The sequence below is a fragment of the Pseudomonas paraeruginosa PA7 genome (assembly GCF_000017205.1).
GTDB classification, from domain to species: Bacteria; Pseudomonadota; Gammaproteobacteria; order Pseudomonadales; family Pseudomonadaceae; genus Pseudomonas; species Pseudomonas paraeruginosa.
This window is the reverse complement of the sequence record NC_009656.1, coordinates 4717825-4738345: the sequence shown is the minus strand read 5'-3', so window position 1 is coordinate 4738345 and position 20521 is coordinate 4717825. Positions and strand designations below refer to the sequence as shown.

The 20521-nt window shown below is 65.4% G+C and carries 20 protein-coding genes and 3 tRNA genes; 18 read left to right on the top strand and 5 right to left on the bottom strand.

The annotated features are described in order from the left end of the window. Positions 1-8: 8 nt before the first annotated feature. From astD to PSPA7_RS21910, 11 genes are all read left to right on the top strand, one after another. The gene (gene astD / locus PSPA7_RS21960; RefSeq protein WP_012076938.1) at positions 9-1475 is read left to right on the top strand and encodes a succinylglutamate-semialdehyde dehydrogenase; all 1467 of its coding nucleotides are present in this window, start codon (positions 9-11) and stop codon (positions 1473-1475) included. Next, a complete protein-coding gene (gene astB, locus PSPA7_RS21955; protein WP_012076937.1) occupies positions 1472-2818 on the top strand; it encodes an N-succinylarginine dihydrolase in 1347 nt (448 codons plus the stop codon). Before astD ends, astB begins: the two co-directional genes overlap by 4 nt. A 13-nt stretch (positions 2819-2831) precedes the next feature. After that, positions 2832-3122 carry a hypothetical protein gene (locus PSPA7_RS21950; RefSeq protein ID WP_003153520.1) on the top strand — a complete coding sequence of 97 codons (291 nt, stop codon included), beginning with the start codon at positions 2832-2834 and terminating at the stop codon, positions 3120-3122. Between the two features lie 13 nt (positions 3123-3135). Further along, a complete protein-coding gene (gene astE / locus PSPA7_RS21945) occupies positions 3136-4134 on the top strand; it encodes a succinylglutamate desuccinylase (protein WP_012076936.1) in 999 nt (332 codons plus the stop codon). Between the two features lie 146 nt (positions 4135-4280). Continuing rightward, positions 4281-5285 (top strand): low-specificity L-threonine aldolase, encoded by a 1005-nt coding sequence (ltaE, locus tag PSPA7_RS21940; RefSeq protein ID WP_012076935.1) that lies wholly within the window; start codon positions 4281-4283, stop codon positions 5283-5285. A gap of 121 nt (positions 5286-5406) precedes the next feature. Further along, the gene (gene alaS / locus PSPA7_RS21935; RefSeq protein WP_012076934.1) at positions 5407-8031 is read left to right on the top strand and encodes an alanine--tRNA ligase; all 2625 of its coding nucleotides are present in this window, start codon (positions 5407-5409) and stop codon (positions 8029-8031) included. 147 nt (positions 8032-8178) lie between these two features. Next, positions 8179-9417, top strand: a complete 1239-nt coding sequence (locus PSPA7_RS21930) for an aspartate kinase (protein ID WP_003153523.1) — start codon at positions 8179-8181, stop codon at positions 9415-9417. A 184-nt stretch (positions 9418-9601) separates the two neighbouring features. Beyond that, positions 9602-9787 carry a carbon storage regulator CsrA gene (gene csrA / locus PSPA7_RS21925; protein WP_003085981.1) on the top strand — a complete coding sequence of 62 codons (186 nt, stop codon included), beginning with the start codon at positions 9602-9604 and terminating at the stop codon, positions 9785-9787. Between the two features lie 61 nt (positions 9788-9848). Then, positions 9849-9939 (top strand) — tRNA-Ser (locus tag PSPA7_RS21920). Between the two features lie 117 nt (positions 9940-10056). Further along, positions 10057-10133, top strand: a tRNA-Arg gene (locus tag PSPA7_RS21915). A 109-nt stretch (positions 10134-10242) separates the two neighbouring features. Then, positions 10243-10319, top strand: a tRNA-Arg gene (locus PSPA7_RS21910). 97 nt (positions 10320-10416) lie between these two features. Here the strand turns inward: PSPA7_RS21910 and alpR are convergent. Beyond that, positions 10417-11130, bottom strand: a complete 714-nt coding sequence (gene alpR / locus PSPA7_RS21905) for a transcriptional regulator AlpR (protein WP_012076933.1) — start codon at positions 11128-11130, stop codon at positions 10417-10419. A 171-nt stretch (positions 11131-11301) separates the two neighbouring features. On the opposite strand from alpR, the gene PSPA7_RS21900 reads away from it, so the two are divergent. From PSPA7_RS21900 to PSPA7_RS21880, 5 genes are all read left to right on the top strand, one after another. Further along, positions 11302-11832: a MerR family transcriptional regulator gene (locus tag PSPA7_RS21900; protein WP_012076932.1), complete on the top strand. Its 531-nt coding sequence runs from the start codon at positions 11302-11304 to the stop codon at positions 11830-11832. Between the two features lie 164 nt (positions 11833-11996). Next, on the top strand, positions 11997-12371 hold the full coding sequence (locus PSPA7_RS21895; protein ID WP_003153528.1) for a phage holin family protein: 375 nt from the start codon (positions 11997-11999) through the stop codon (positions 12369-12371). Further along, a complete protein-coding gene (locus PSPA7_RS21890; RefSeq protein WP_012076931.1) occupies positions 12364-12639 on the top strand; it encodes a phage holin family protein in 276 nt (91 codons plus the stop codon). The genes PSPA7_RS21895 and PSPA7_RS21890 overlap by 8 nt, the downstream gene beginning before the upstream one ends. Before the next feature lie 91 nt (positions 12640-12730). Next, positions 12731-13210, top strand: a complete 480-nt coding sequence (locus PSPA7_RS21885; RefSeq protein WP_012076930.1) for a phage neck terminator protein — start codon at positions 12731-12733, stop codon at positions 13208-13210. 52 nt (positions 13211-13262) lie between these two features. After that, entirely contained in the window at positions 13263-13856 is a 594-nt protein-coding gene (locus PSPA7_RS21880; protein ID WP_171941846.1) for a hypothetical protein, read from the top strand. Here the strand turns inward: PSPA7_RS21880 and PSPA7_RS21875 are convergent. After that, on the bottom strand, positions 13769-14308 hold the full coding sequence (locus PSPA7_RS21875; protein ID WP_012076928.1) for a DUF4124 domain-containing protein: 540 nt from the start codon (positions 14306-14308) through the stop codon (positions 13769-13771). The two genes, PSPA7_RS21880 and PSPA7_RS21875, sit on opposite strands and share 88 nt — an antisense overlap. A gap of 326 nt (positions 14309-14634) precedes the next feature. Here PSPA7_RS21875 and mgtE point away from each other — a divergent pair, with 326 nt between their 5' ends. After that, complete coding sequence (mgtE, locus tag PSPA7_RS21870; RefSeq protein WP_003085996.1) at positions 14635-16083, top strand: magnesium transporter; 1449 nt, start codon at positions 14635-14637, stop codon at positions 16081-16083. Positions 16084-16128: 45 nt separating this feature from the next. Here mgtE and PSPA7_RS21865 read toward each other — a convergent pair whose 3' ends face one another. The 3 genes from PSPA7_RS21865 to rimO form a co-directional block, all read right to left on the bottom strand. Then, a complete protein-coding gene (locus PSPA7_RS21865; protein WP_012076927.1) occupies positions 16129-16521 on the bottom strand; it encodes a hypothetical protein in 393 nt (130 codons plus the stop codon). Continuing rightward, entirely contained in the window at positions 16514-16975 is a 462-nt protein-coding gene (locus PSPA7_RS21860) for a YehS family protein (RefSeq protein WP_012076926.1), read from the bottom strand. Before PSPA7_RS21860 ends, PSPA7_RS21865 begins: the two co-directional genes overlap by 8 nt. Positions 16976-17039: 64 nt before the next feature. Beyond that, a complete protein-coding gene (gene rimO, locus PSPA7_RS21855; protein WP_012076925.1) occupies positions 17040-18362 on the bottom strand; it encodes a 30S ribosomal protein S12 methylthiotransferase RimO in 1323 nt (440 codons plus the stop codon). A gap of 247 nt (positions 18363-18609) precedes the next feature. On the opposite strand from rimO, the gene PSPA7_RS21850 reads away from it, so the two are divergent. Next, positions 18610-20514 (top strand): potassium transporter Kup, encoded by a 1905-nt coding sequence (locus PSPA7_RS21850; RefSeq protein ID WP_012076923.1) that lies wholly within the window; start codon positions 18610-18612, stop codon positions 20512-20514. Positions 20515-20521 lie beyond the last annotated feature (7 nt).

Sequence of the window (20521 nt, the reverse complement as noted above, 5' to 3'; positions counted from 1 at the left end):
AGGAGTCGATGATGAGTACCCATTACATTGCCGGCCAGTGGCTGGCGGGCCAGGGCGAGACCCTGGAGTCCCTCGATCCGGTCGGCCAGGGCGTGGTCTGGTCCGGGCAAGGCGCCGACGCCGCCCAGGTCGACGCCGCCGTGCGCGCCGCCCGCGAAGCCTTCCCGGCCTGGGCGCGGCGCCCGCTGGAACAGCGTATCGAGCTGCTGGAGCGCTTCGCCGCCACTCTCAAGGCGCATGCCGACGAACTGGCGCGGGCGATAGGCGAGGAGACCGGCAAGCCGTTGTGGGAGTCGGCGACCGAAGTGACCAGCATGGTCAACAAGGTGGCGATCTCGGTGCAGGCGCTCCGCGAGCGCACCGGCGAGAAGTCCGGCCCGCTGGCCGACGCCAGCGCCGTGCTGCGGCACAAGCCGCACGGGGTGGTCGCGGTGTTCGGTCCCTACAACTTCCCCGGCCACCTGCCCAACGGGCATATCGTCCCGGCGCTGCTGGCCGGCAACTGCGTGGTGTTCAAGCCCAGCGAGCTGACCCCGAAAGTCGCCGAGCTGACGCTCAAGGCCTGGATCGAGGCCGGCCTGCCGGCCGGCGTGCTCAACCTGGTCCAGGGTGGCCGCGAGACCGGCGTCGCGCTGGCCGCCCACAGCGGGCTCGACGGCCTGTTCTTCACCGGCTCCAGTCGCACCGGCAACCTGTTGCACAGCCAGTTCGCCGGCCAGCCGCAGAAGATCCTGGCGCTGGAGATGGGCGGCAACAACCCGCTGGTGGTGGAGGAGGTCGCCGACCTCGACGCCGCCGTCTACACCATCATCCAGTCCGCCTTCATTTCCGCCGGCCAGCGCTGTACCTGCGCCCGCCGCCTGCTGGTGCCGCAGGGCGCCTGGGGCGACGCGCTGCTGGCGCGCCTGGTGGCGGTCAGCGCGACCCTGCGGGTCGGCCGCTTCGACGAACAGCCGGCGCCGTTCATGGGCTCGGTGATTTCCCTCGCTGCCGCCGAGCACCTGCTCAAGGCCCAGGAGCAGCTGATCGGCAAGGGCGCGCTGCCGCTGCTGGCGATGACCCAGCCGATCGACGGCGCGGCCCTGCTGACGCCGGGCATCCTCGATGTCAGCGCGGTGGCCGAGCGTCCCGACGAGGAGTTCTTCGGCCCGCTGCTGCAGGTGATCCGCTACGTCGACTTCGCCGCGGCGATCCGCGAAGCCAACGCCACCCGGTACGGCCTCGCCGCCGGCCTGTTGTCGGATTCCCGCGAGCGCTTCGAGCAGTTCCTCGTCGAGAGCCGCGCCGGCATCGTCAACTGGAACAAGCAGCTCACCGGCGCCGCCAGCAGCGCGCCGTTCGGCGGTATCGGCGCGTCCGGCAACCACCGGCCGAGCGCCTACTATGCCGCCGACTACTGTGCCTATCCGGTCGCCTCGCTGGAAAGCCCCAGCGTGTCCCTTCCCGCCACCCTGACTCCCGGGATCAGCCTATGAATGCCCATGAAGTGAATTTCGACGGCCTGGTCGGCCCGACCCACAACTACGGCGGCCTGTCCTACGGCAATGTCGCTTCGCAAAGCAACAGCCAGGCGTTGTCCAACCCGAAGGAAGCGGCGAAGCAGGGCCTGGCGAAGATGAAGGCGTTGATGGAGCTGGGCTTCAAGCAGGGCGTGCTCGCCCCGCAAGCCCGCCCGGATACCGCCGCGCTGCGTAGCCTGGGCTTCTCCGGCAGCGACGAGGAGGTGATCCGCCGCGCGGCGAAGGAAGCGATGCCTCTCCTCGCCGCCTGCAGCTCGGCGTCGAGCATGTGGACCGCCAACGCCGCCACGGTCAGTCCGAGCGCCGACACCGCCGACGGTCGCGTGCATTTCACGGCGGCCAACCTGAACTGCAAGTTCCACCGATCCATCGAGCATCCCACCACCAGCCGCGTGCTGGCGGCGATGTTCAACGACGAACGGCATTTCGCCCATCACGCGGCGCTGCCGGCGGTGAGCCAGTTCGGCGACGAAGGCGCGGCCAACCACACGCGCTTCTGCAAGGACTATGGCGATGCCGGGGTGGAGTTCTTCGTCTTCGGCCGCAGCGCCTTCGACAGTCGCTTCCCGGCGCCGCAACGCTATCCGGCGCGCCAGACCCTGGAAGCCTGCCAGGCGGTCGCGCGCCTGCACGGGCTGAGCGAGGCCGGGGTGGTCTACGCTCAACAGAACCCGGCGGTGATCGACCAGGGCGTGTTCCACAACGACGTGATCTCGGTGGGCAACGGCGAGGTGCTGTTCCACCACGAGGATGCCTTCCTCGATACCGAGAAGGTCCTCGCCGAACTGCACGACAAGCTCGGCCGCCGGGGTGGCCGCTTCCGCGCCATCTGCGTGCCGCGCGAGCAGGTCGCGGTGGAGGATGCGGTGAAGTCCTACCTGTTCAACAGCCAACTGCTGTCGAAGGCCGATGGCTCGATGCTGCTGGTGGTACCGGAGGAGTGCCGGAACAACCCGCGGGTCTGGAACTACCTGGAGCGGCTCACCGGCGACGATGGCCCGATCCGCGAGGTGAAGGTCTTCGACCTCAAGCAGAGCATGCAGAACGGCGGCGGCCCGGCCTGCCTGCGCCTGCGCGTGGCGCTGAAGGAACAGGAGCTGGCGGCGGTGAACCCAGGGGTGATCATGACTGCCGGCCTGTACGATACCCTGGTGGCCTGGGTCGACAGGCACTATCGCGACCGCCTCGGCGAAGCCGACCTGGCCGATCCGCAATTGCTCCAGGAATGCCGGACGGCATTGGATGAACTGACGCAGATCCTTAAACTGGGTTCGGTCTATTCCTTCCAACTCGATTGAGAGCCTCACCATCATGTCCGATAGCCTGCAACTGATCCTCGAAGACACCGACGGCACCCAGCTGGAAACCTCCTGCACCCGCTTCGCCGTGGTCTGGCAGGGCAAGGAAGTGTGGATCCAGCAGGCCGGTAACGGCCAGTTGCTGATCGGCGTGGATGTCGAGGACGGCGACACCGAGTACACCAACCTGCTGCTGCGGCCGATGGCGACCAACCTGGTCAGCCTGCAACTGGAGATGGAGCCGATCGAAGAGGGCGACGACCACGAGCACGGCCCCGACTGCGGCTGCGACCACACCCACTGACTGAGGACATCCCATGCTCGCCCTCGGCAAACTGCTCGACTTGACCCTGGCCGGCCGCGAGCCGACCGAGAAGATCCAGCTCACCGCCGACGGCACCCGCCTGCACTGGCTGGCCGAGGGCGCCCTGGAGGTCACGCCGATCGGCGCCCGCGACAATGGCGTCGACCTGCTGCTCTCGGCCGGTATCCACGGCAACGAGACCGCGCCCATCGAACTGCTCGAACGGCTGGTCCGCAAGCTCGCCAGCGGCGAGCTGAAGCCCGCCGCGCGGGTCCTGTTCCTGCTTGGCAACCCCGAGGCGATTCGCCGTGGCGAACGCTTCGTGGAGCAGGACATGAACCGTCTGTTCAACGGCCGCCACGAGGAAGGCAGCGGCAACGAGGCCTTCCGCGCCGCCGAGCTGGAACGCCTGGCCCAGGTGTTCTTCAGCCGGGGCGAGCGGGACCGCCTGCACTACGACCTGCACACCGCGATCCGTGGCTCGAGGATCGAGCAGTTCGCCCTCTATCCCTGGGCCGAGGGCCGCGAGCACTCCCGCGCCGAACTGGCCCGCCTGCGCGACGCCGGCATCGAGGCGGTGCTGCTGCAGAACAAACCGGGAATCACCTTCAGCGCCTATACCTACGGCCAGCTCGGCGCCGAGGCCTTCACCCTGGAGCTGGGCAAGGCGCGACCATTCGGGCAGAACCAGCAGGTCAACCTGGAGCGCCTGGAACGGCGCCTGGAGATGCTCATCGACGGCAGCGAGGAGCGCCCGGATGGCGCCCACCTCGACGGCCTCAAGCTGTTCAGCGTGTCCCGCGAGGTGATCAAGCACAGCGACCACTTCCGCCTGCACCTCGACGACGACGTGGCCAACTTCACCGAACTCTCGCCGGGCTACCTGCTGGCCGAGGATATCGGCGGCACGCGCTGGGTGGTGGACGAGGTCGGCGCGCGCATCATCTTTCCCAATCCACGGGTGAAGAACGGACTGCGCGCCGGAATCCTGGTGGTTCCGGCCAAGCTCTGAGAGGTATCGGCCGTTTCCCCCACGATCATGACGGAGCGCTGCGGCGCTCCGTTTTCTTTGCGACCGGGAAGATTTCCCGTCTTCCCTTGTGGCTGCCGGTGGAGCGCCGTAGGATCGGGCTTTTCCGCCGAACCGAGGAGCCCTCCGTGCCTGTCATCGACCTGCGCAGCGACACCGTCACCCAGCCCACCGCCGGCATGCGCGAAGCCATGGCCGCGGCCGAACTGGGCGACGACGTCTATGGCGAGGATCCCACGGTCAACCGCCTGGAGGCAGAGCTGGCGGCGCGCCTGGGCTTCGCCGCGGCGCTCTTCGTACCGACCGGGACCATGAGCAACCTGCTCGGATTGATGGCCCACTGCGAGCGCGGCGACGAATACATCGTCGGCCAGCAGGCGCATACCTACAAATACGAGGGCGGTGGTGCCGCGGTGCTGGGCTCGATCCAGCCGCAACCGATCGACGGCGAGGCCGACGGTTCGCTCGACCTGGACAAGGTTGCGGCGGCGATCAAGGCCGACGACTTCCATTTCGCCAGGACCCGCCTGCTGGCCCTGGAAAACACCATGCAGGGCAAGGTGCTGCCGCTCGACTACCTGGCCGCCGCCCGTGCCTTCACTCGCGCGCGCGGGCTGGCCCTGCACCTGGATGGCGCGCGCCTGTACAACGCGGCGGTGAAGCTGGGCGTAGACGCCAGCGAGATCACCCGGCACTTCGACTCGGTGTCGGTGTGCCTGTCCAAGGGCCTCGGTGCGCCGGTGGGCTCGGTGCTTTGCGGCAGCGTCGAACTGATCGGCAAGGCCCGCCGCTGGCGCAAGATGGTCGGCGGCGGGATGCGCCAGGCCGGCCTGCTGGCGGCGGCCGGGCTGTACGCCCTGGACCATCAGGTGGCGCGCCTGGCCGACGACCATGCCAACGCCGCCTGCCTGGGCGACGGGCTGCGCGAGCTGGGCTATGCGGTAGAGCCGGTGCAGACCAACATGGTCTACCTCGACATCGGTGAGCAGGCCGTCGCGCTGCGCGATTTCCTCGCCGAGCGCGAGGTGCGGATCAGCGCGGCGGCGCGTTTGCGCCTGGTCACCCATCTGGACGTTTCCGCCGAGTCCATAGGACAAGTACTGGATGCCTTCGCGGCCTTTCGTCGCTCATAAGCGAAAAGGTCGCCAATAGGCAATAACTATCGCGCAAAGACACTACAACCTTGCCAAAGGGCCGATATAATGCGGCCCTTTGCCGGCGATTCGTGGCCGCCAATTTTCCGTGGAAGAACCTATGAAAAGCGCTGAAATCCGTGAAGCCTTCCTCCGCTTCTTCGAAGAGAAGGGGCACACCCGTGTCGCCTCCAGTTCGCTGATCCCGGCGAACGACCCGACCCTGCTGTTCACCAACGCGGGGATGAACCAGTTCAAGGACTGCTTCCTCGGCCTGGAGAAGCGCGCCTACACCCGTGCCACCACCAGCCAGAAATGCGTGCGCGCCGGCGGCAAGCACAACGACCTGGAGAACGTCGGCTACACGGCTCGCCACCACACCTTCTTCGAGATGCTGGGCAACTTCAGCTTCGGCGACTATTTCAAGCGCGACGCTATCCACTACGCCTGGGAGTTCCTCACCGGCGAGAAATGGCTGAACCTGCCCAAGGAAAAGCTCTGGGTCACCGTCTACGCCACCGACGACGAGGCCTACGACATCTGGACCAAGGAAGTCGGCGTGCCCGCCGAGCGCATGGTGCGGATCGGCGACAACAAGGGCGCGCCGTACGCCTCCGACAACTTCTGGGCGATGGGCGATACCGGGCCCTGCGGTCCTTGCACCGAGATCTTCTTCGACCATGGACCGGATATCTGGGGCGGCCCGCCCGGTTCGCCGGAAGAAGACGGCGACCGCTACATCGAGATCTGGAACAACGTGTTCATGCAATTCAACCGCACCGCGGACGGCGTCATGCACCCGTTGCCGGCGCCGAGCGTGGACACCGGCATGGGCCTGGAGCGGGTCAGCGCGGTACTCCAGCACGTGCACTCGAACTATGAGATCGACCTGTTCCAGAATCTGCTGAAAGCCTCCGCCGAGGCCATCGGCTGCGCCAACGACGACGCGCCGTCGCTGAAGGTGGTAGCCGACCACATCCGTTCCTGCAGCTTCCTGATCGCCGACGGCGTGCTGCCGTCCAACGAAGGTCGCGGCTACGTCTTGCGGCGGATCATCCGCCGCGCCTGCCGCCACGGCAACAAGCTGGGCGCCAGGGGCACCTTCTTCCACAAGATCGTCGCAGCGCTGGTCGCCGAGATGGGCGATGCCTTCCCCGAGCTGAAGCAACAGCAGGCGCACATCGAGCGCGTGCTGAAGACCGAGGAAGAGCAGTTCGCCAAGACCCTTGAACAGGGCCTGAAGATCCTCGAGCAGGACCTGGCCGAACTGCAGGGCAGCGTGATTCCCGGCAACGTGGTATTCAAGCTGTACGACACCTATGGCTTCCCGGTCGACCTGACCAATGACATCGCCCGCGAGCGCGAGCTGACCATCGACGAGGATGGCTTCGAGCGCGAGATGGAGGCCCAGCGCGAGCGCGCCCGCGCTTCCAGCGCCTTCGGCATGGACTACAACAGCCTGGTCAAGGTCGATGGCGAGACCCGCTTCCTCGGCTACCAGGGCGTCTCCGGCGCCGGGCAGATCGTCGCGCTGTTCAGGGACGGTCAGGCCGTCGAGCGCCTGGAGGAAGGCGAGGAGGGCGTCGTGGTCCTCGACCAGACGCCGTTCTACGCCGAGTCCGGCGGCCAGGTCGGCGACAGCGGCTACCTCGAGGCGGCCGGTGTGCGCTTCGACGTGCGTGACACCACCAAGGCTGGCGGCGCACACCTGCACCACGGCGTGGTCGCCGAGGGCGGCCTGAGCGTCGGCGCCGCGGTCAAGGCCGAGGTCGACGCCTCGGTACGCCAGGCCACCGCGCTCAACCACTCCGCCACCCACCTGCTGCACGCCGCGTTGCGCCAGGTGCTGGGCGACCACGTACAACAGAAGGGCTCGCTGGTGGACAGCCAGCGGCTGCGTTTCGACTTCAGCCACTTCGAGGCGATCAAGCCGGAGCAGCTGAAGGCCCTGGAAGATATCGTCAACGCCGAGATTCGCCGCAACACCGAGGTGGAGACCGAGGAAACCGACATCGACACCGCCAAGGCCAAAGGCGCCATGGCGCTGTTCGGCGAGAAGTACGGCGACCAGGTGCGCGTGCTGAGCATGGGCGGGGACTTTTCCGTCGAGCTGTGCGGCGGTACCCACGTGTCGCGCACCGGCGACATCGGCCTGTTCAAGATCACCAGCGAAGGCGGCGTGGCCGCCGGCGTTCGTCGTATCGAAGCGGTCACCGGCGCGGCGGCGCTGGCATACCTGAACGGTGCCGAGGAACAGCTCAAGGAAGCGGCCGGCCTGGTCAAGGGCAGCCGCGACAACCTGCTGGACAAGCTTGGCGCCCTGCTGGAGCGCAACCGCTCGCTGGAGAAGGAACTGGAGCAGCTCAAGGCCAAGGCTGCCAGCGCGGCCGGCGACGACCTTTCGGCGGCGGCGGTGGATATCAAGGGCGCGAAGGTACTCGCCGCGCGCCTCGATGGTCTGGACGGCAAGGCGCTGCTGGCGCTGGTCGACCAGTTGAAGAACAAGCTCGGCCGCGCAGTGATCCTGCTCGGCGGCGAGCTGGACGGGAAGGTCGTGCTGGTCGCAGGTGTGACCCAGGACCTGACCGGCCAACTGAAGGCCGGCGAGCTTATGAAGCAAGCCGCGGCGGCGGTTGGTGGCAAAGGTGGCGGACGCCCGGATATGGCCCAGGGCGGTGGCACCGATGCAGCGAAATTGGACGAAGCCCTGGCCCTGGCCCAGCGCTTCGTCGAGCAAGGGCTCTGACGCCGCGCCCGCCCCTCGTCGGAGCGACGCGGGGCAGGGTGGCCAGCGCTCCCTGATGCCCGGCCGGCGGTGCGCCCCGCCAGTCCGGGTAGCGAAAGAATGTGGCAGGTTCAAAAGGGCGCCCTTCACGGAATCAGGCGGTTTGAAATGGCTTTGATCGTACAGAAGTTTGGAGGGACCTCCGTCGGCACCGTCGAGCGTATCGAGCAGGTGGCCGAGAAGGTGAAGAAATTCCGCGAAGCGGGAGACGACGTCGTCGTGGTGGTTTCCGCCATGAGCGGCGAGACCAACCGTCTGATCGGCCTGGCCAACCAGATCATGGAGCAGCCGGTTCCGCGCGAACTGGACGTCATGGTCTCGACCGGCGAGCAGGTGACCATCGCCCTGCTCAGCATGGCCCTGATCAAGCGCGGCGTGCCGGCGGTTTCCTACACCGGCAACCAGGTTCGTATCCTCACCGACAGCGCGCATACCAAGGCGCGCATCCTGCATATCGACGACAGCAGCATCCGGGCCGACCTCAAGGCCGGCAAGGTGGTGGTGGTCGCCGGTTTCCAGGGCGTCGACGGCAACGGCAACATCACCACCCTGGGCCGCGGCGGTTCCGATACCACCGGAGTGGCCCTGGCGGCGGCGCTGAAGGCCGACGAGTGCCAGATCTACACCGACGTCGACGGTGTCTACACCACCGATCCGCGCGTGGTGCCGCAGGCCCGCCGGCTGGACAAGATCACCTTCGAGGAAATGCTGGAAATGGCCAGCCTCGGTTCCAAGGTGCTGCAGATCCGCGCGGTCGAGTTCGCCGGCAAGTACAACGTTCCGCTGCGCGTGCTGCACAGCTTCCAGGAGGGTCCGGGCACCCTCATTACTATCGATGATGAAGAGGAATCCATGGAACAGCCGATCATCTCCGGCATCGCCTTCAATCGCGACGAAGCCAAGCTGACCATCCGTGGCGTACCCGATACCCCCGGCGTGGCCTTCAAGATCCTCGGACCGATCAGCGCCGCCAATGTCGAGGTCGACATGATCGTGCAGAACGTGGCGCACGATAACACCACCGACTTCACCTTCACGGTGCATCGCAACGACTACCTGAACGCGCTGGAAATCCTCAAGCAGACCGCCGCCAACATCGGCGCGCGCGAAGCCATCGGTGACACCAATATCGCCAAGGTCTCCATCGTCGGTGTCGGCATGCGTTCGCACGCCGGGGTGGCCAGCCGCATGTTCGAGGCGCTGGCCAAGGAAAGCATCAACATCCAGATGATCTCCACCTCGGAAATCAAGGTTTCCGTGGTGATCGAGGAGAAGTATCTGGAGCTGGCGGTACGTGCCCTGCACACGGCGTTCGAACTCGACGCGCCGGCGCGACAGGGCGAGTGACGCGGGCAGGCGAAAGGCGCGGCGATCCCGCGCCTTTTGTCGTTTTTGACCGTTCGGCAGGAACTTTCATTCCGGCGGGACTGGTCAATACTGGGTGAAGGATCGCGCTCTTGATTTCTGCGGATCCGCCGCCATTTCTTTTTTGCAGACTGTTGTCCTGAAATATTCGCGTGAGGAGAAAGGAATGCTGATTCTGACTCGTCGGGTCGGAGAGACCCTGATGGTGGGTGACGACGTCACCGTGACGGTACTGGGTGTCAAAGGGAACCAGGTGCGCATTGGCGTCAACGCGCCGAAGGAAGTCGCCGTGCACCGGGAGGAAATCTACCAGCGCATCCAGAAAGAGAAAGATCAAGAGCCAAACCATTAATTTTTCTCTAATTTTCCCTTTGCAAACGGGGTAAAGATGGGTATCATGCGCCCCGTGTTGCGGAGAGGTGGCCGAGTGGCCGAAGGCGCTCCCCTGCTAAGGGAGTACACCTCAAAAGGGTGTCGGGGGTTCGAATCCCCCCCTCTCCGCCATTCAAGTGTTAGAGGTTGATTCAGGCGGCGAAAGCCATCTTGGTAACTAAGTTACTGATTTGATTGAAAAAATTGCTTGACGGATAAAATCCACAATCTATAATGCGCCCCCACGACGCACTCATAGCTCAGCTGGATAGAGTACTCGGCTACGAACCGAGCGGTCGGAGGTTCGAATCCTCCTGAGTGCGCCATCTTTCGAAGAAGTCCTCACACAGGATTTCCGAGATGAAGGATCGACAGTTTCGGTCTTTCGCGGTAAAAGAAGCGTTACCGGCGGGTGGCCGGCAAAAGCACCGAAACGCACTCATAGCTCAGCTGGATAGAGTACTCGGCTACGAACCGAGCGGTCGGAGGTTCGAATCCTCCTGAGTGCGCCATACCGAAAGGGCCTGCAGAAATGCAGGCCCTTTTTCTTTGTCCGGGATTTCCTTCCGCCGTGGGAGGGCCCCGCCGCCAGGCAGGGCGGAGAGACGCTCAGACCAGTACCGAGTACCAGAACACCCGGCCGATCACATTGATGTGCTCGGCGGCTTCCTGGGGCTCGTAGCGCTCGTCCGGGTGCTCGTCACTGTTGAAACTGCGGATCCGCAGGCCGCCGCCCGGCAGGCGATAGAGCAGCTTCACGCGCAGTTGTCCGTCGTGGTCGAAGGCGTACATGTCGCCGTCCCTGATCGTTCTCGCGCTGGTGTCGACGCCCACCGTGCTGCCGTCCGGCAGGACCGGTTCCATGCTGTTGCCACTGACGGTGACGCAGGCGGCGCTGGCCGGATCGATGTTCTTCTTGCGCAGGGTGTATTTGCCGAAGCGCAGCTTGCGCCCGCCGGTCTGCAGGATGACCGTGCTGCCCTTGCCGCCGGACAGCTCGATCTCCTTGTAGAAGGGCAGTTCGATCTCGTCGGCATCCAGTGGCGTTTCGTCGTCCCATGATTCTACTGCGCCAAGCCAACTGGCATTGGGTCCTGCGTTCGCCTGGCCGCGCTCGGCGAGCATCTCGCCACGACCTTCCGCCAGCCACAGGGGGTTGACGCCGCAGGCGCCGGCGATCTGCGCGACGAAGCTGGTGGCGCGGGACTTGCCGCGCTCCAGATCGGAAATGGAGGTCTGGGTCATGCCTACCGCCTGGGCAAGCTGGACCTGGCTGAGATTGGCATGCTTGCGCGCTGCCTTGATGCGATCTTTGAGTTCCATGGGGCAAGACTAAAGGTGTGCCTGTGGCATTGCAAGTATCTATATATAGGTATTACCATATTTTCAGCGCTTTCCCGTTCCCATCGAGCAGGACGGCAGCCCAAGAAAGGCCACTGCGGGTGGCGATTGCGAACGGCCAGCCAGATGGGCCGGCCAAGGAGGGAATACCCCATGTTTCAAAGTACCGAACAGGCGCTGGCGGTGGCTTACTGGATGTTCGAGCAGCAACCCGGGCCGAGGTCCTCGACGGCGATGGTCATCGACAGCCTGCGTGAACGTTTCGACCGCAGTTTCATCGAGCGCCTGCCCAGCGGCCTGAGCCCGCACGAATGGCAGGCCCAGGCGGTGATGACCGTACGCTTCGCCCAGCGCCAGCTGGCCGCGCATCCACTGGAACTGGCGGTGGTGCGTGCCGAGTTCGCTTGCGGTCGGGATTTCGTCCTCGGCCTGGCGGCCTTGCGTGACTGGTTGAAGCCCGCTGCCGGCCCCATCGAGCAGCGCGCGGCCCTGGCCTTGCTGATGCGCATGTTCCGCCGCCCGCCGTCGAGCATCCGCGAGGTCGAGCGACTCAGCGGCCTGTCGAAGAGCACCCTGCATCGCTGGGACAAGGAATGGCGCGAGCGGGTCGCCGCGCTGCTGCGCCAGGCGCTGTTGCGCCTCGAGGAGCCGATGGCGCAGGTGGGGATCGTCTGCGAGCATTAAAAAATTTCTGCTGAAAAACAGGTTTTCCCATATTGACGACATGGGACGATAAAGGTATAAATTCTCCACGATTGAAATTCCTCTGACCGAAGCCCGCCAGTGCGGGCTTCGGTCGTTCCGGGCCCGCCCTTTTCGGCGGGCCTTTTCATTTCCGGGAGTCATCCATGTCCGAGCCAAGCTCCGCGGCCTCCGCCGCCAGCGCAATGGCTGGCGTCGGCCTGGCCATGTACCTGCCGGGTATCGATGGCAACGCCCTGCTGGGAGGTTTCGGCGGCGCCATCTTCTTTGTCGTGTTCGCCCGCGACTACAACACCCTGACCCGCCTGGGCTACCTGCTGGTGTCCTGGGTCGGTGGCTACTACGCCGGGGTCGAGGCGCTCGGTCGCGGTCTGACCCAGACCAGCGGCATGGCCGCCTTCGTCGCCGCGACCCTGTGCGTGACCGGCGGCATCGGCATGCTCGAGTGGATGCGCGGCGGCGAGCTTCCCAGCTGGATGCGCGCACTGCTGCGCCGGCGTAGGGGGAAGTCAGATGGTTGATCCATTGTCCACCCTGACCGTGCTGGTCTGCTCGGCGATCTGCATGCGCCTGGTTACCTACCGCCGTGCCGGCGCCCGCTTCCGCCCCGGCGTTTCCCTGTGCGCCTACCTCCTGGCGCTGTGCACCGGGTGCCAGGCGCTGGGCATCCTCGCCGGGCTATACCGCGCCGAGCACCTGTCGCCCTGGATGCTCGGGGTACTGCTGGTGCTGCTGATCCTTCTGCTGCAGGCGCGCGGCAACCTGGCGCGGGTCCTGCGCCTGCATTGAACGAACGTACTTCGCTCCGGCCTGGCCGGCGGTTGTATCCGCCGCGTCGGTGCCTGTCCGTCATCCATCCATCCTGAAAAAGGAGTTCGCCATGTCCAGTGCAACCGTGCGCCTGGATCACGCCGCCCTGCGCGAAACCCTGCGGCAGTTGCTCGACCTGCCCGCCGGCGGCGTCGTCGACGCCGACCAACCGCTGGCGCCGCCGGCCGTCCCCTATGTGGCCCTGCGCCTGGAGACCTCGAGCCTGCTCGGCAACGTACGCCGGGAGTTTTTCGCCGACGACGAGCAGGAGTCCCTGCTGGCCAGTTGCGAAAGCGTCTTTCGCCTGACCTGGCATGGCCCCGCGGCGCACCAGCGTCTGCAGGACGCCCGTTGCCTGCTGCAGTCGAGTGCCGCCATCGACGCCCTGCGGGCATTGAAGGCCAGCCTGCTGCGCCTGACGCCGTTGGAGAACCTGTCCGTCGTCAAGGACGGGCAGGCACTGGAGCAGGCCCGTTTCGACCTGGTCATCGGCCACGAGCACGTGCTGGTCGTCGATCTCAAGCGCATCGCTCCCCAGCAGGCCTCCTAGGGGGCGTTGCGATGCATCCGTGCAACGCCATCCATACACAGAGGAGAGAACCATGGTCATGTTGATCAGCCATCGCGTCGGCATCGTTCGCCTGGATGCGGTGATTTCCGAAAACCTCGCGCAGGCTGCCGGAAGTGTCGTCGAGCCGGGGCAAGAGGCTGCCGACAGCGCGCGCGGCGACAAACTCATCACCATCGTCGGCAGCATTGTCGACCATGCACCCGCTGGCGAGCCGTTGCCCTCCTTGCTGCCGATGGAGGGAGACAGCATCGCGTTGAATGAGCGCCGCGTGCGCAAGGGCATCGCTGCCTTGACTTTATTGCAAGGCGCTTCCGAAACGGTGGACGTGCAAACGGGATTCCACCTGTATCGCGGTCTGTTCATCACGCGCGTTGTTGCCCGGCGAACCGCAGAAAGAGGATTGAGCCTGACCATAACCGCCAGCCAGAGGCGTGCGCGGCGGGCAGGCGGTAGGTTGCTGAAGACTGTCGTCCGTCTTTTCCATGCAGGCAGGGCGACACCCTGCCCGGCACGCCAAAGGCGATGCCGGTCCTGCTTTCATCGGTATGAGGTCGGCCCGGCCTTAGCTCCCGGGATCGACTCGCTCCACCCGGTACCTCCCTTTCCCTTCACGCATCCCTCCTGATCGAAGCTCACGCTTCTCGCTCCCCGTCGCTTGTCGGCCTTGTACTGATAACGCACCTCCGCATTGTTCCCGCTGACCCGGTCCGGCTTGCCCAGCGCCCGCTCCACATCGGAGCGGGTCATTCCCGCCATTATTCGCTGCTCCACGATCGCCTTGCGACGTTCCTTCTCGTCCAGGCGTCTTCCGCAGCGATCTTCTCTTTCTCCGATCACCGCGAACGGCACGCTTTCCCGGCCGATGGACGCCTTTTTCGTCTTCGTCTCGGCCATCGGCGTGACGCTCCTGCCTCCCGGCGGCGGATTGTCCGCCACGACGGTTTCGCCGGCCTGCCCGGCGGGGCAACCGAGTTGGGTGAAGCTGACATGGCCGCTGGCGTCTTCGCAGCGGAATACCGCGGCGGCCTCGCAGGTGGGCGCCAGCGAGAGGAGGAGAAGGAGGTACAGGGAACGCATGGCCGGCACTCCGGGTCGGATAAGGGTGAGTGCAGGCTAACGCGCTGCCTTTTTCCGCGGGGCCGAGTGTCCTGAGTGAAATTTCCGACGTCGCAGTCAGGCGTCGAGTGACGATGAACTTTGTGCCGCAAGCGCTTGTTCTTGCCGCCATTTTGTAACGCGCAAAACGCAAGCGGAGTGTTATCATTATCCGTATCCGCCCCGCGAGGGCCCCTGGAACACCCCCATGGACTTACCCAGTAGACACTCGAACAGTTTCTCGTTTGACCAATCACGTTTCTGATTGACCCCTTTGGCGTGCTCCGCTACTGGGGGTGGAGCGCGCTATGACCGAAGTAGAAGCCAAGAAGCCGCAGGAAAGCCTGCAGGACCGCCTAGCGCAGGTGGTCGAGCTGCTGCATCGCCACAAGGTGGTGGAAGACCTGACCCACCGTCAGGAAGGCCAGCACCATGACCGGGTGGAAAACCTCGTCCACCGGCAGAATCTCGTCGAACTCCAGCGCAAGCTGGAGGAACTGCATCCCGCCGACATCGCCCACATCCTCGAATCGCTGCCGCTGGACGACCGCCTGACGGTCTGGCAGTTGGTCAAGTCCGAGGACGACGGCGACATCCTCCTGGAAGTTTCCGACGCGGTCCGGGAAACCCTGATCGCGGACATGGACGACCACGAGATCATCGCCGCGACCAAGGACCTGGACGCCGACGAACTCGCCGACCTGGCGCCGGAACTGCCGCGTGACGTGGTCCACGAGCTGATGGAAAGCCTCGACGCGCAGCAGCGCGAGCGGGTGCGTTCGGCGCTGTCCTACGAGGAGGACCAGGTCGGCGCGCTGATGGACTTCGAGATGGTCACCATCCGCGAGGATGTCAGCCTCGAAGTCGTGCTGCGCTACCTGCGTCGCCTCAAGGAACTGCCCGGGCATACCGACAAGCTGTTCGTGGTCGACTACGACGGCGTGCTCAAGGGCGTGCTGCCGATCAAGCGCCTGCTGGTCAACGACCCGGACAAGCAGGTGCTGGAGGTGATGGCCACCGACCCGGTGACCTTCCATCCGGACGAGGACGGCTACGACGCCGCCCAGGCGTTCGAGCGCTACGACCTGATTTCCGCGCCGGTGGTGGACAAGGGCGGCAAGTTGATCGGCCGCCTGACCATCGACGAGATGGTCGACCTGATCCGTGAGGAGAGCGAAAGCGAAGTCCTCAACATGGCCGGTCTGCGTGAAGAAGAGGACATCTTCGCCTCGGTCTGGAAGTCGGTGCGCAACCGCTGGGCCTGGCTGGCCACCAACCTGATCACCGCCTTCGTCGCCTCGCGGGTGATCGGCCTGTTCGAAGGCTCCATCGAGAAACTGGTGGCGCTGGCCGCGCTGATGCCGATCGTTGCCGGCATCGGTGGCAATTCCGGCAACCAGACCATCACCATGATCGTCCGCGCCATCGCTCTCGACCAGGTACAGCCCACCAGCAACAGCCGCAACCGCCTGCTGCGCAAGGAACTGGGCGTGGCCCTGGTCAACGGCCTGGCCTGGGGAGGGGTGATCGGCGTGGTCGCCTTCTATCTCTACGGCAACTGGGAACTGGGCGTGGTGATGACCGCGGCGATGACCCTCAACCTGCTGCTGGCGGCGATGATGGGGGTACTCATCCCGATGACCCTGCATCGCTTCGGCCGCGATCCGGCGATGGGCTCCAGCGTGATGATCACCGCCATGACCGACAGCGGCGGCTTCTTCATCTTCCTCGGCCTGGCGACGATCTTCCTGATGTAGCCGGACGCCATGAAAAAGCCGCCCGCGGGCGGCTTTTTCATGTCTTCAGTTCGACGCGGAAACCTTCGGCGGCGACCAGGACAGCACGTTCAGGCAGCGGTCGCCGGCGTTGATGAAGTATTCCTCGATGGCCTTGGTCTCGCGGGCGACGAAGCCGGCGCGCCGGCATTCCTGGTCCAGCCAGCCACCTTGCTCGATCCGGTACAGCCAGCCTTGCGCGGCCGCGCAGGCCGGCCAGAACTCCAGCAGGTCGCCGGCGTCCAGTTGGCGCACGCCCTCGACCTCGACGAACTCCACCCGCCAGGTACGCAGGGTGGCGCGGTCCTGGAGCGACACGCGGAGGCCGTCGCGGTCCAGGCGGCTCTCCAGGAACCACGGGTTGGCACAGGGCGGTGCCGAGAGCAGCACCGCCAGCAGCGGGACGGCGCGCTCAGCCACGGACGCGCAGGGTCAGGCCCTTGAGGAAGTTGCGCAGCAACTGGTCGCCGCAGGTCCGGTAGTTGCTGTGCCCGGGCTTGCGGAACAGGGCGCTCAGCTCGGGTTTGGAGACCGGGAAATCGACGCTGGCGAGGATGGCGTGGAGGTCCTCCTCCTTGAGTTCGAAGGCGACCCGCAGCTTCTTCAGGATCATGTTGTTGCTCAGCGGCAGTTCCAGCGGCGGTAGCGGACGCGATTCGTCGCGGCCGCGGCGTTGCAGGATCAGACCGTCCAGGCAGCGTGCCAGGTAACGGTCGGGGCAGGCCTGGAAGCCGTCTTCGTCTTCCTTCTTCAGGTAAGCCTCGAGCAGGTCCGCTTCGACTCGCTCGCCGAACGGGGCGGCCAGTTCGGCCAGGCGCGCGTCGGGAAGATCCAGCAGGTAGCGCAGGCTGCGCAGTACATCGTTGTTGAGCATCGGGCTCTCCGCAATGGTTGGCAATGAAAAAGCCCCGCGGTGCGGGGCTCTTCCAGGGGGCGACTCAGACCGGCTCGGCCCAGAGGTCGTATTCGTCGGCATCGGTGATGCGCACGCGGACCTTGTCGCCCGGCTTCAGCGCGTCGCTGTCGACGAACACGTTGCCGTCGATTTCCGGAGCGTCGGCCCAGGAGCGGCCGACCGCGCCCTGCTCGTCGACTTCGTCGATCAGCACTTCGATTTCCTTGCCGACCTTGAGTTGCAGGCGAGCCGCGGAGATCGCCTGCTGGTGGGCCATGAAGCGCTCCCAGCGGTCCTGCTTGACTTCGTCCGGCACCGGCTCCAGGCCAAGTTCGTTGGCCGGGGCGCCTTCCACCGGGGAGTACTGGAAGCAGCCGACGCGATCGAGCTGGGCTTCGGTGAGCCAGTCGAGCAGGTACTGGAAGTCTTCCTCGGTCTCGCCGGGGAAGCCGACGATGAAGGTCGAGCGGATGGTCAGTTCCGGGCAGATTTCGCGCCAGTGCTTGAACCGGGCCAGGGTCTTGTCCTCGAAGGCCGGGCGCTTCATGGCCTTGAGCACCTTCGGGCTGGCGTGCTGGAAGGGGATGTCGAGATACGGCAGGAGCTTGCCGGCGGCCATCAGCGGGATCACGTCGTCGACGTTCGGGTACGGATAGACGTAGTGCAGGCGCACCCACACGCCCATGCCGCCGAGCGCCTCGCAGAGCTCCTTCATGCGGGTCTTGACCGGCTGGCCGTTCCAGAAGTCGGTCTTGTACTTCAGGTCGACGCCATAGGCGCTGGTGTCCTGGGAAATCACCAGGAGCTCCTTGACCCCGGCCTTGACCAGGCGCTCGGCCTCGCTCAGCACGTCGCCGACCGGGCGGCTGACCAGCTTGCCGCGCATCGACGGGATGATGCAGAAGCTGCAACTGTGGTTGCAGCCTTCGGAAATCTTCAGGTAGGCGTAGTGGCGCGGGGTCAGCTTGATTCCCTGCGGCGGTACCAGGTCGATCAGCGGGTTGTGCTCGGTCTTCGGCGGTACCACTTCGTGCACCGCGGTGACCACCTGCTCGTATTGTTGCGGGCCGGTGACCGCCAGCACGCTGGGATGCACGTCGCGGATCGCGTGTTCTTCCACGCCCATGCAGCCGGTGACGATGACCTTGCCGTTCTCGGCGATGGCTTCGCCGATCACTTCCAGGGACTCGGCCTTGGCGCTGTCGATGAAACCGCAGGTGTTGACCACCACGACGTCGGCGTCCTCGTAGGTCGGGACGACCTCATAACCTTCCATGCGCAGCTGGGTGAGGATGCGCTCGGAGTCGACCAGCGCCTTGGGGCAGCCAAGGCTGACGAAACCGACTTTGGGAGTGGGGGTGGACATGGCTAACCTCGGCAGGACGGGCGCGCTTTCTGGCGCCTCTGATCAAAAAGTGCGCAATTCTAGCGGCAGCGCGGCGGCTTTTCCAGTCTCCCGTGCAGCTCTTTTCCAACCCTGGAAAATCTCTTCCCGGGCCCGGGGTGGGCGGCCGCGCAGCCCTCTATAGTGATAGCGACACAGGGCGTCGGCGCTTGCATCGCGGCCGGCATGGGCGCAGCATTTGCCGAATTTTTCCGAGGGAAAGCCTTTCATGAGTGATGCAGCGACGCGTACCGAGGGAACGTCGGGAGGGCATTCCAGTTCCGCCGTCGGCCTGATGGTTGGAGCGGTGGGAGTCTGCTACGGGGACATCGGCACCAGTCCGCTGTACACCCTGAAGGAAGTCTTCATCGGTGGCTATGGCGTACAGGCCAACCACGATGGCGTGCTCGGTGTGTTGTCGCTGATCTTCTGGTCGCTGATCTGGGTCGTCTCCATCAAGTACGTGATCTTCGTCCTGCGTGCCGACAACCAGGGCGAGGGCGGGGTGATGGCGCTGTCGGCCCTGGCGCGCCGGGCGGCGGCGCCGTTCGGCAGGCTGCAGACCTTCGTGGTGGTTGCCGGCCTGATCGGCGCGGCGCTGTTCTACGGCGACAGCATGATCACCCCGGCGATCTCGGTTCTGTCGGCGGTAGAAGGGCTGGAGATCGCCTTCGACGGCCTGGAGCACTGGACGGTACCGCTGGCGCTTATCGTGCTGATCGGCCTGTTCCTGATCCAGAAGCACGGCACCGCGCGGATCGGCATCCTGTTCGGCCCGGTCATGGTGCTCTGGTTCGGCGCCCTGGCGGCGCTGGGCGTCTACGGGGTGATCCAGCAGCCGGAAGTGCTGCAGGCGATGAACCCTGTATGGGCCGTGCGTTTCTTCGGCTCGCATCCCGGCATCGGTGTCGCCATCCTCGGCGCCACCGTACTGGCGCTGACCGGCGCCGAGGCGCTGTATGCCGACATGGGCCACTTCGGTCGCAAGCCGATCGCCCGTGCCTGGTTCCTGTTGGTGCTGCCGGCGCTGGTGCTGAACTATTTCGGCCAGGGCGCGACCATCCTGTCCAACGCCGAGGCGGCGCGCAATCCCTTCTACCTGCTGGCGCCGGGCTGGGCGCTGCTGCCGATGGTGGCGCTGTCGACCCTGGCCACGGTAATCGCCTCCCAGGCGGTGATTTCCGGTGCCTTCTCCCTGACCCGCCAGGCCATCCAGCTTGGCTACGTGCCGCGGATGAGCATCCAGCACACCTCCAGCCACGAGCAGGGGCAGATCTACATCGGCGGAGTGAACTGGGCGCTGATGGTCGGCGTGGTGCTGCTGGTGCTCGGCTTCGAGTCGTCGGCGTCGCTGGCGGCGGCCTACGGGGTGGCGGTCACCGGTACCATGCTGATCACCACCCTGCTGATGGGCGTGGTGATCTGGCGCCTGTGGAAGTGGCCGCTGTGGCTGGGCGTTCCGTTCTTCTGCGTGATGCTCGCGGTGGACAGCCTGTTCTTCGCCGCCAACGTACCCAAGGTGGTCCAGGGCGGGGCCTTCCCGGTCATCGCGGGCATCGTCATCTTCATCCTCATGTCGACCTGGAAGCGCGGCCGGCAACTGCTGGTCGAGCGTCTGGACGAAGGTTCGCTGCCGCTCCCGGTATTTATTTCCAGCATGCGCGTGCAGCCGCCGCACCGGGTCCAGGGCACCGCGATATTCCTCACGGCGCGCACCGACGCGGTGCCCCATGCGCTGCTGCACAACCTGCTGCACAACCAGGTGCTGCACGAGCAGGTGGTGCTGCTTACCGTGGTCAACGAAGACAGCCCGCGGGTTGCGCCGGACCGGCGCTTCGAGGTCGAAGCCTATGGAGACGGGTTCTTCCGGGTGATCCTGCACTTCGGTTTCATGGAGGAGCCGGACATCCCGGGGGCCTTGCGCCTGTGCCATCTCAACGAGCTGGATTTCAGCCCGATGCGCACCACCTACTTCCTCAGCCGGGAGACGGTCATTCCGTCCAGGCGCATCGGCATGGCGCGCTGGCGCGAAGGGTTGTTCGCCTTCCTGCTGAAGAACGCCAACGGCAACCTGCGCTATTTCAACCTGCCGCTGAACCGGGTGATCGAACTGGGGACCCAGGTCGAGATCTGATCGCATC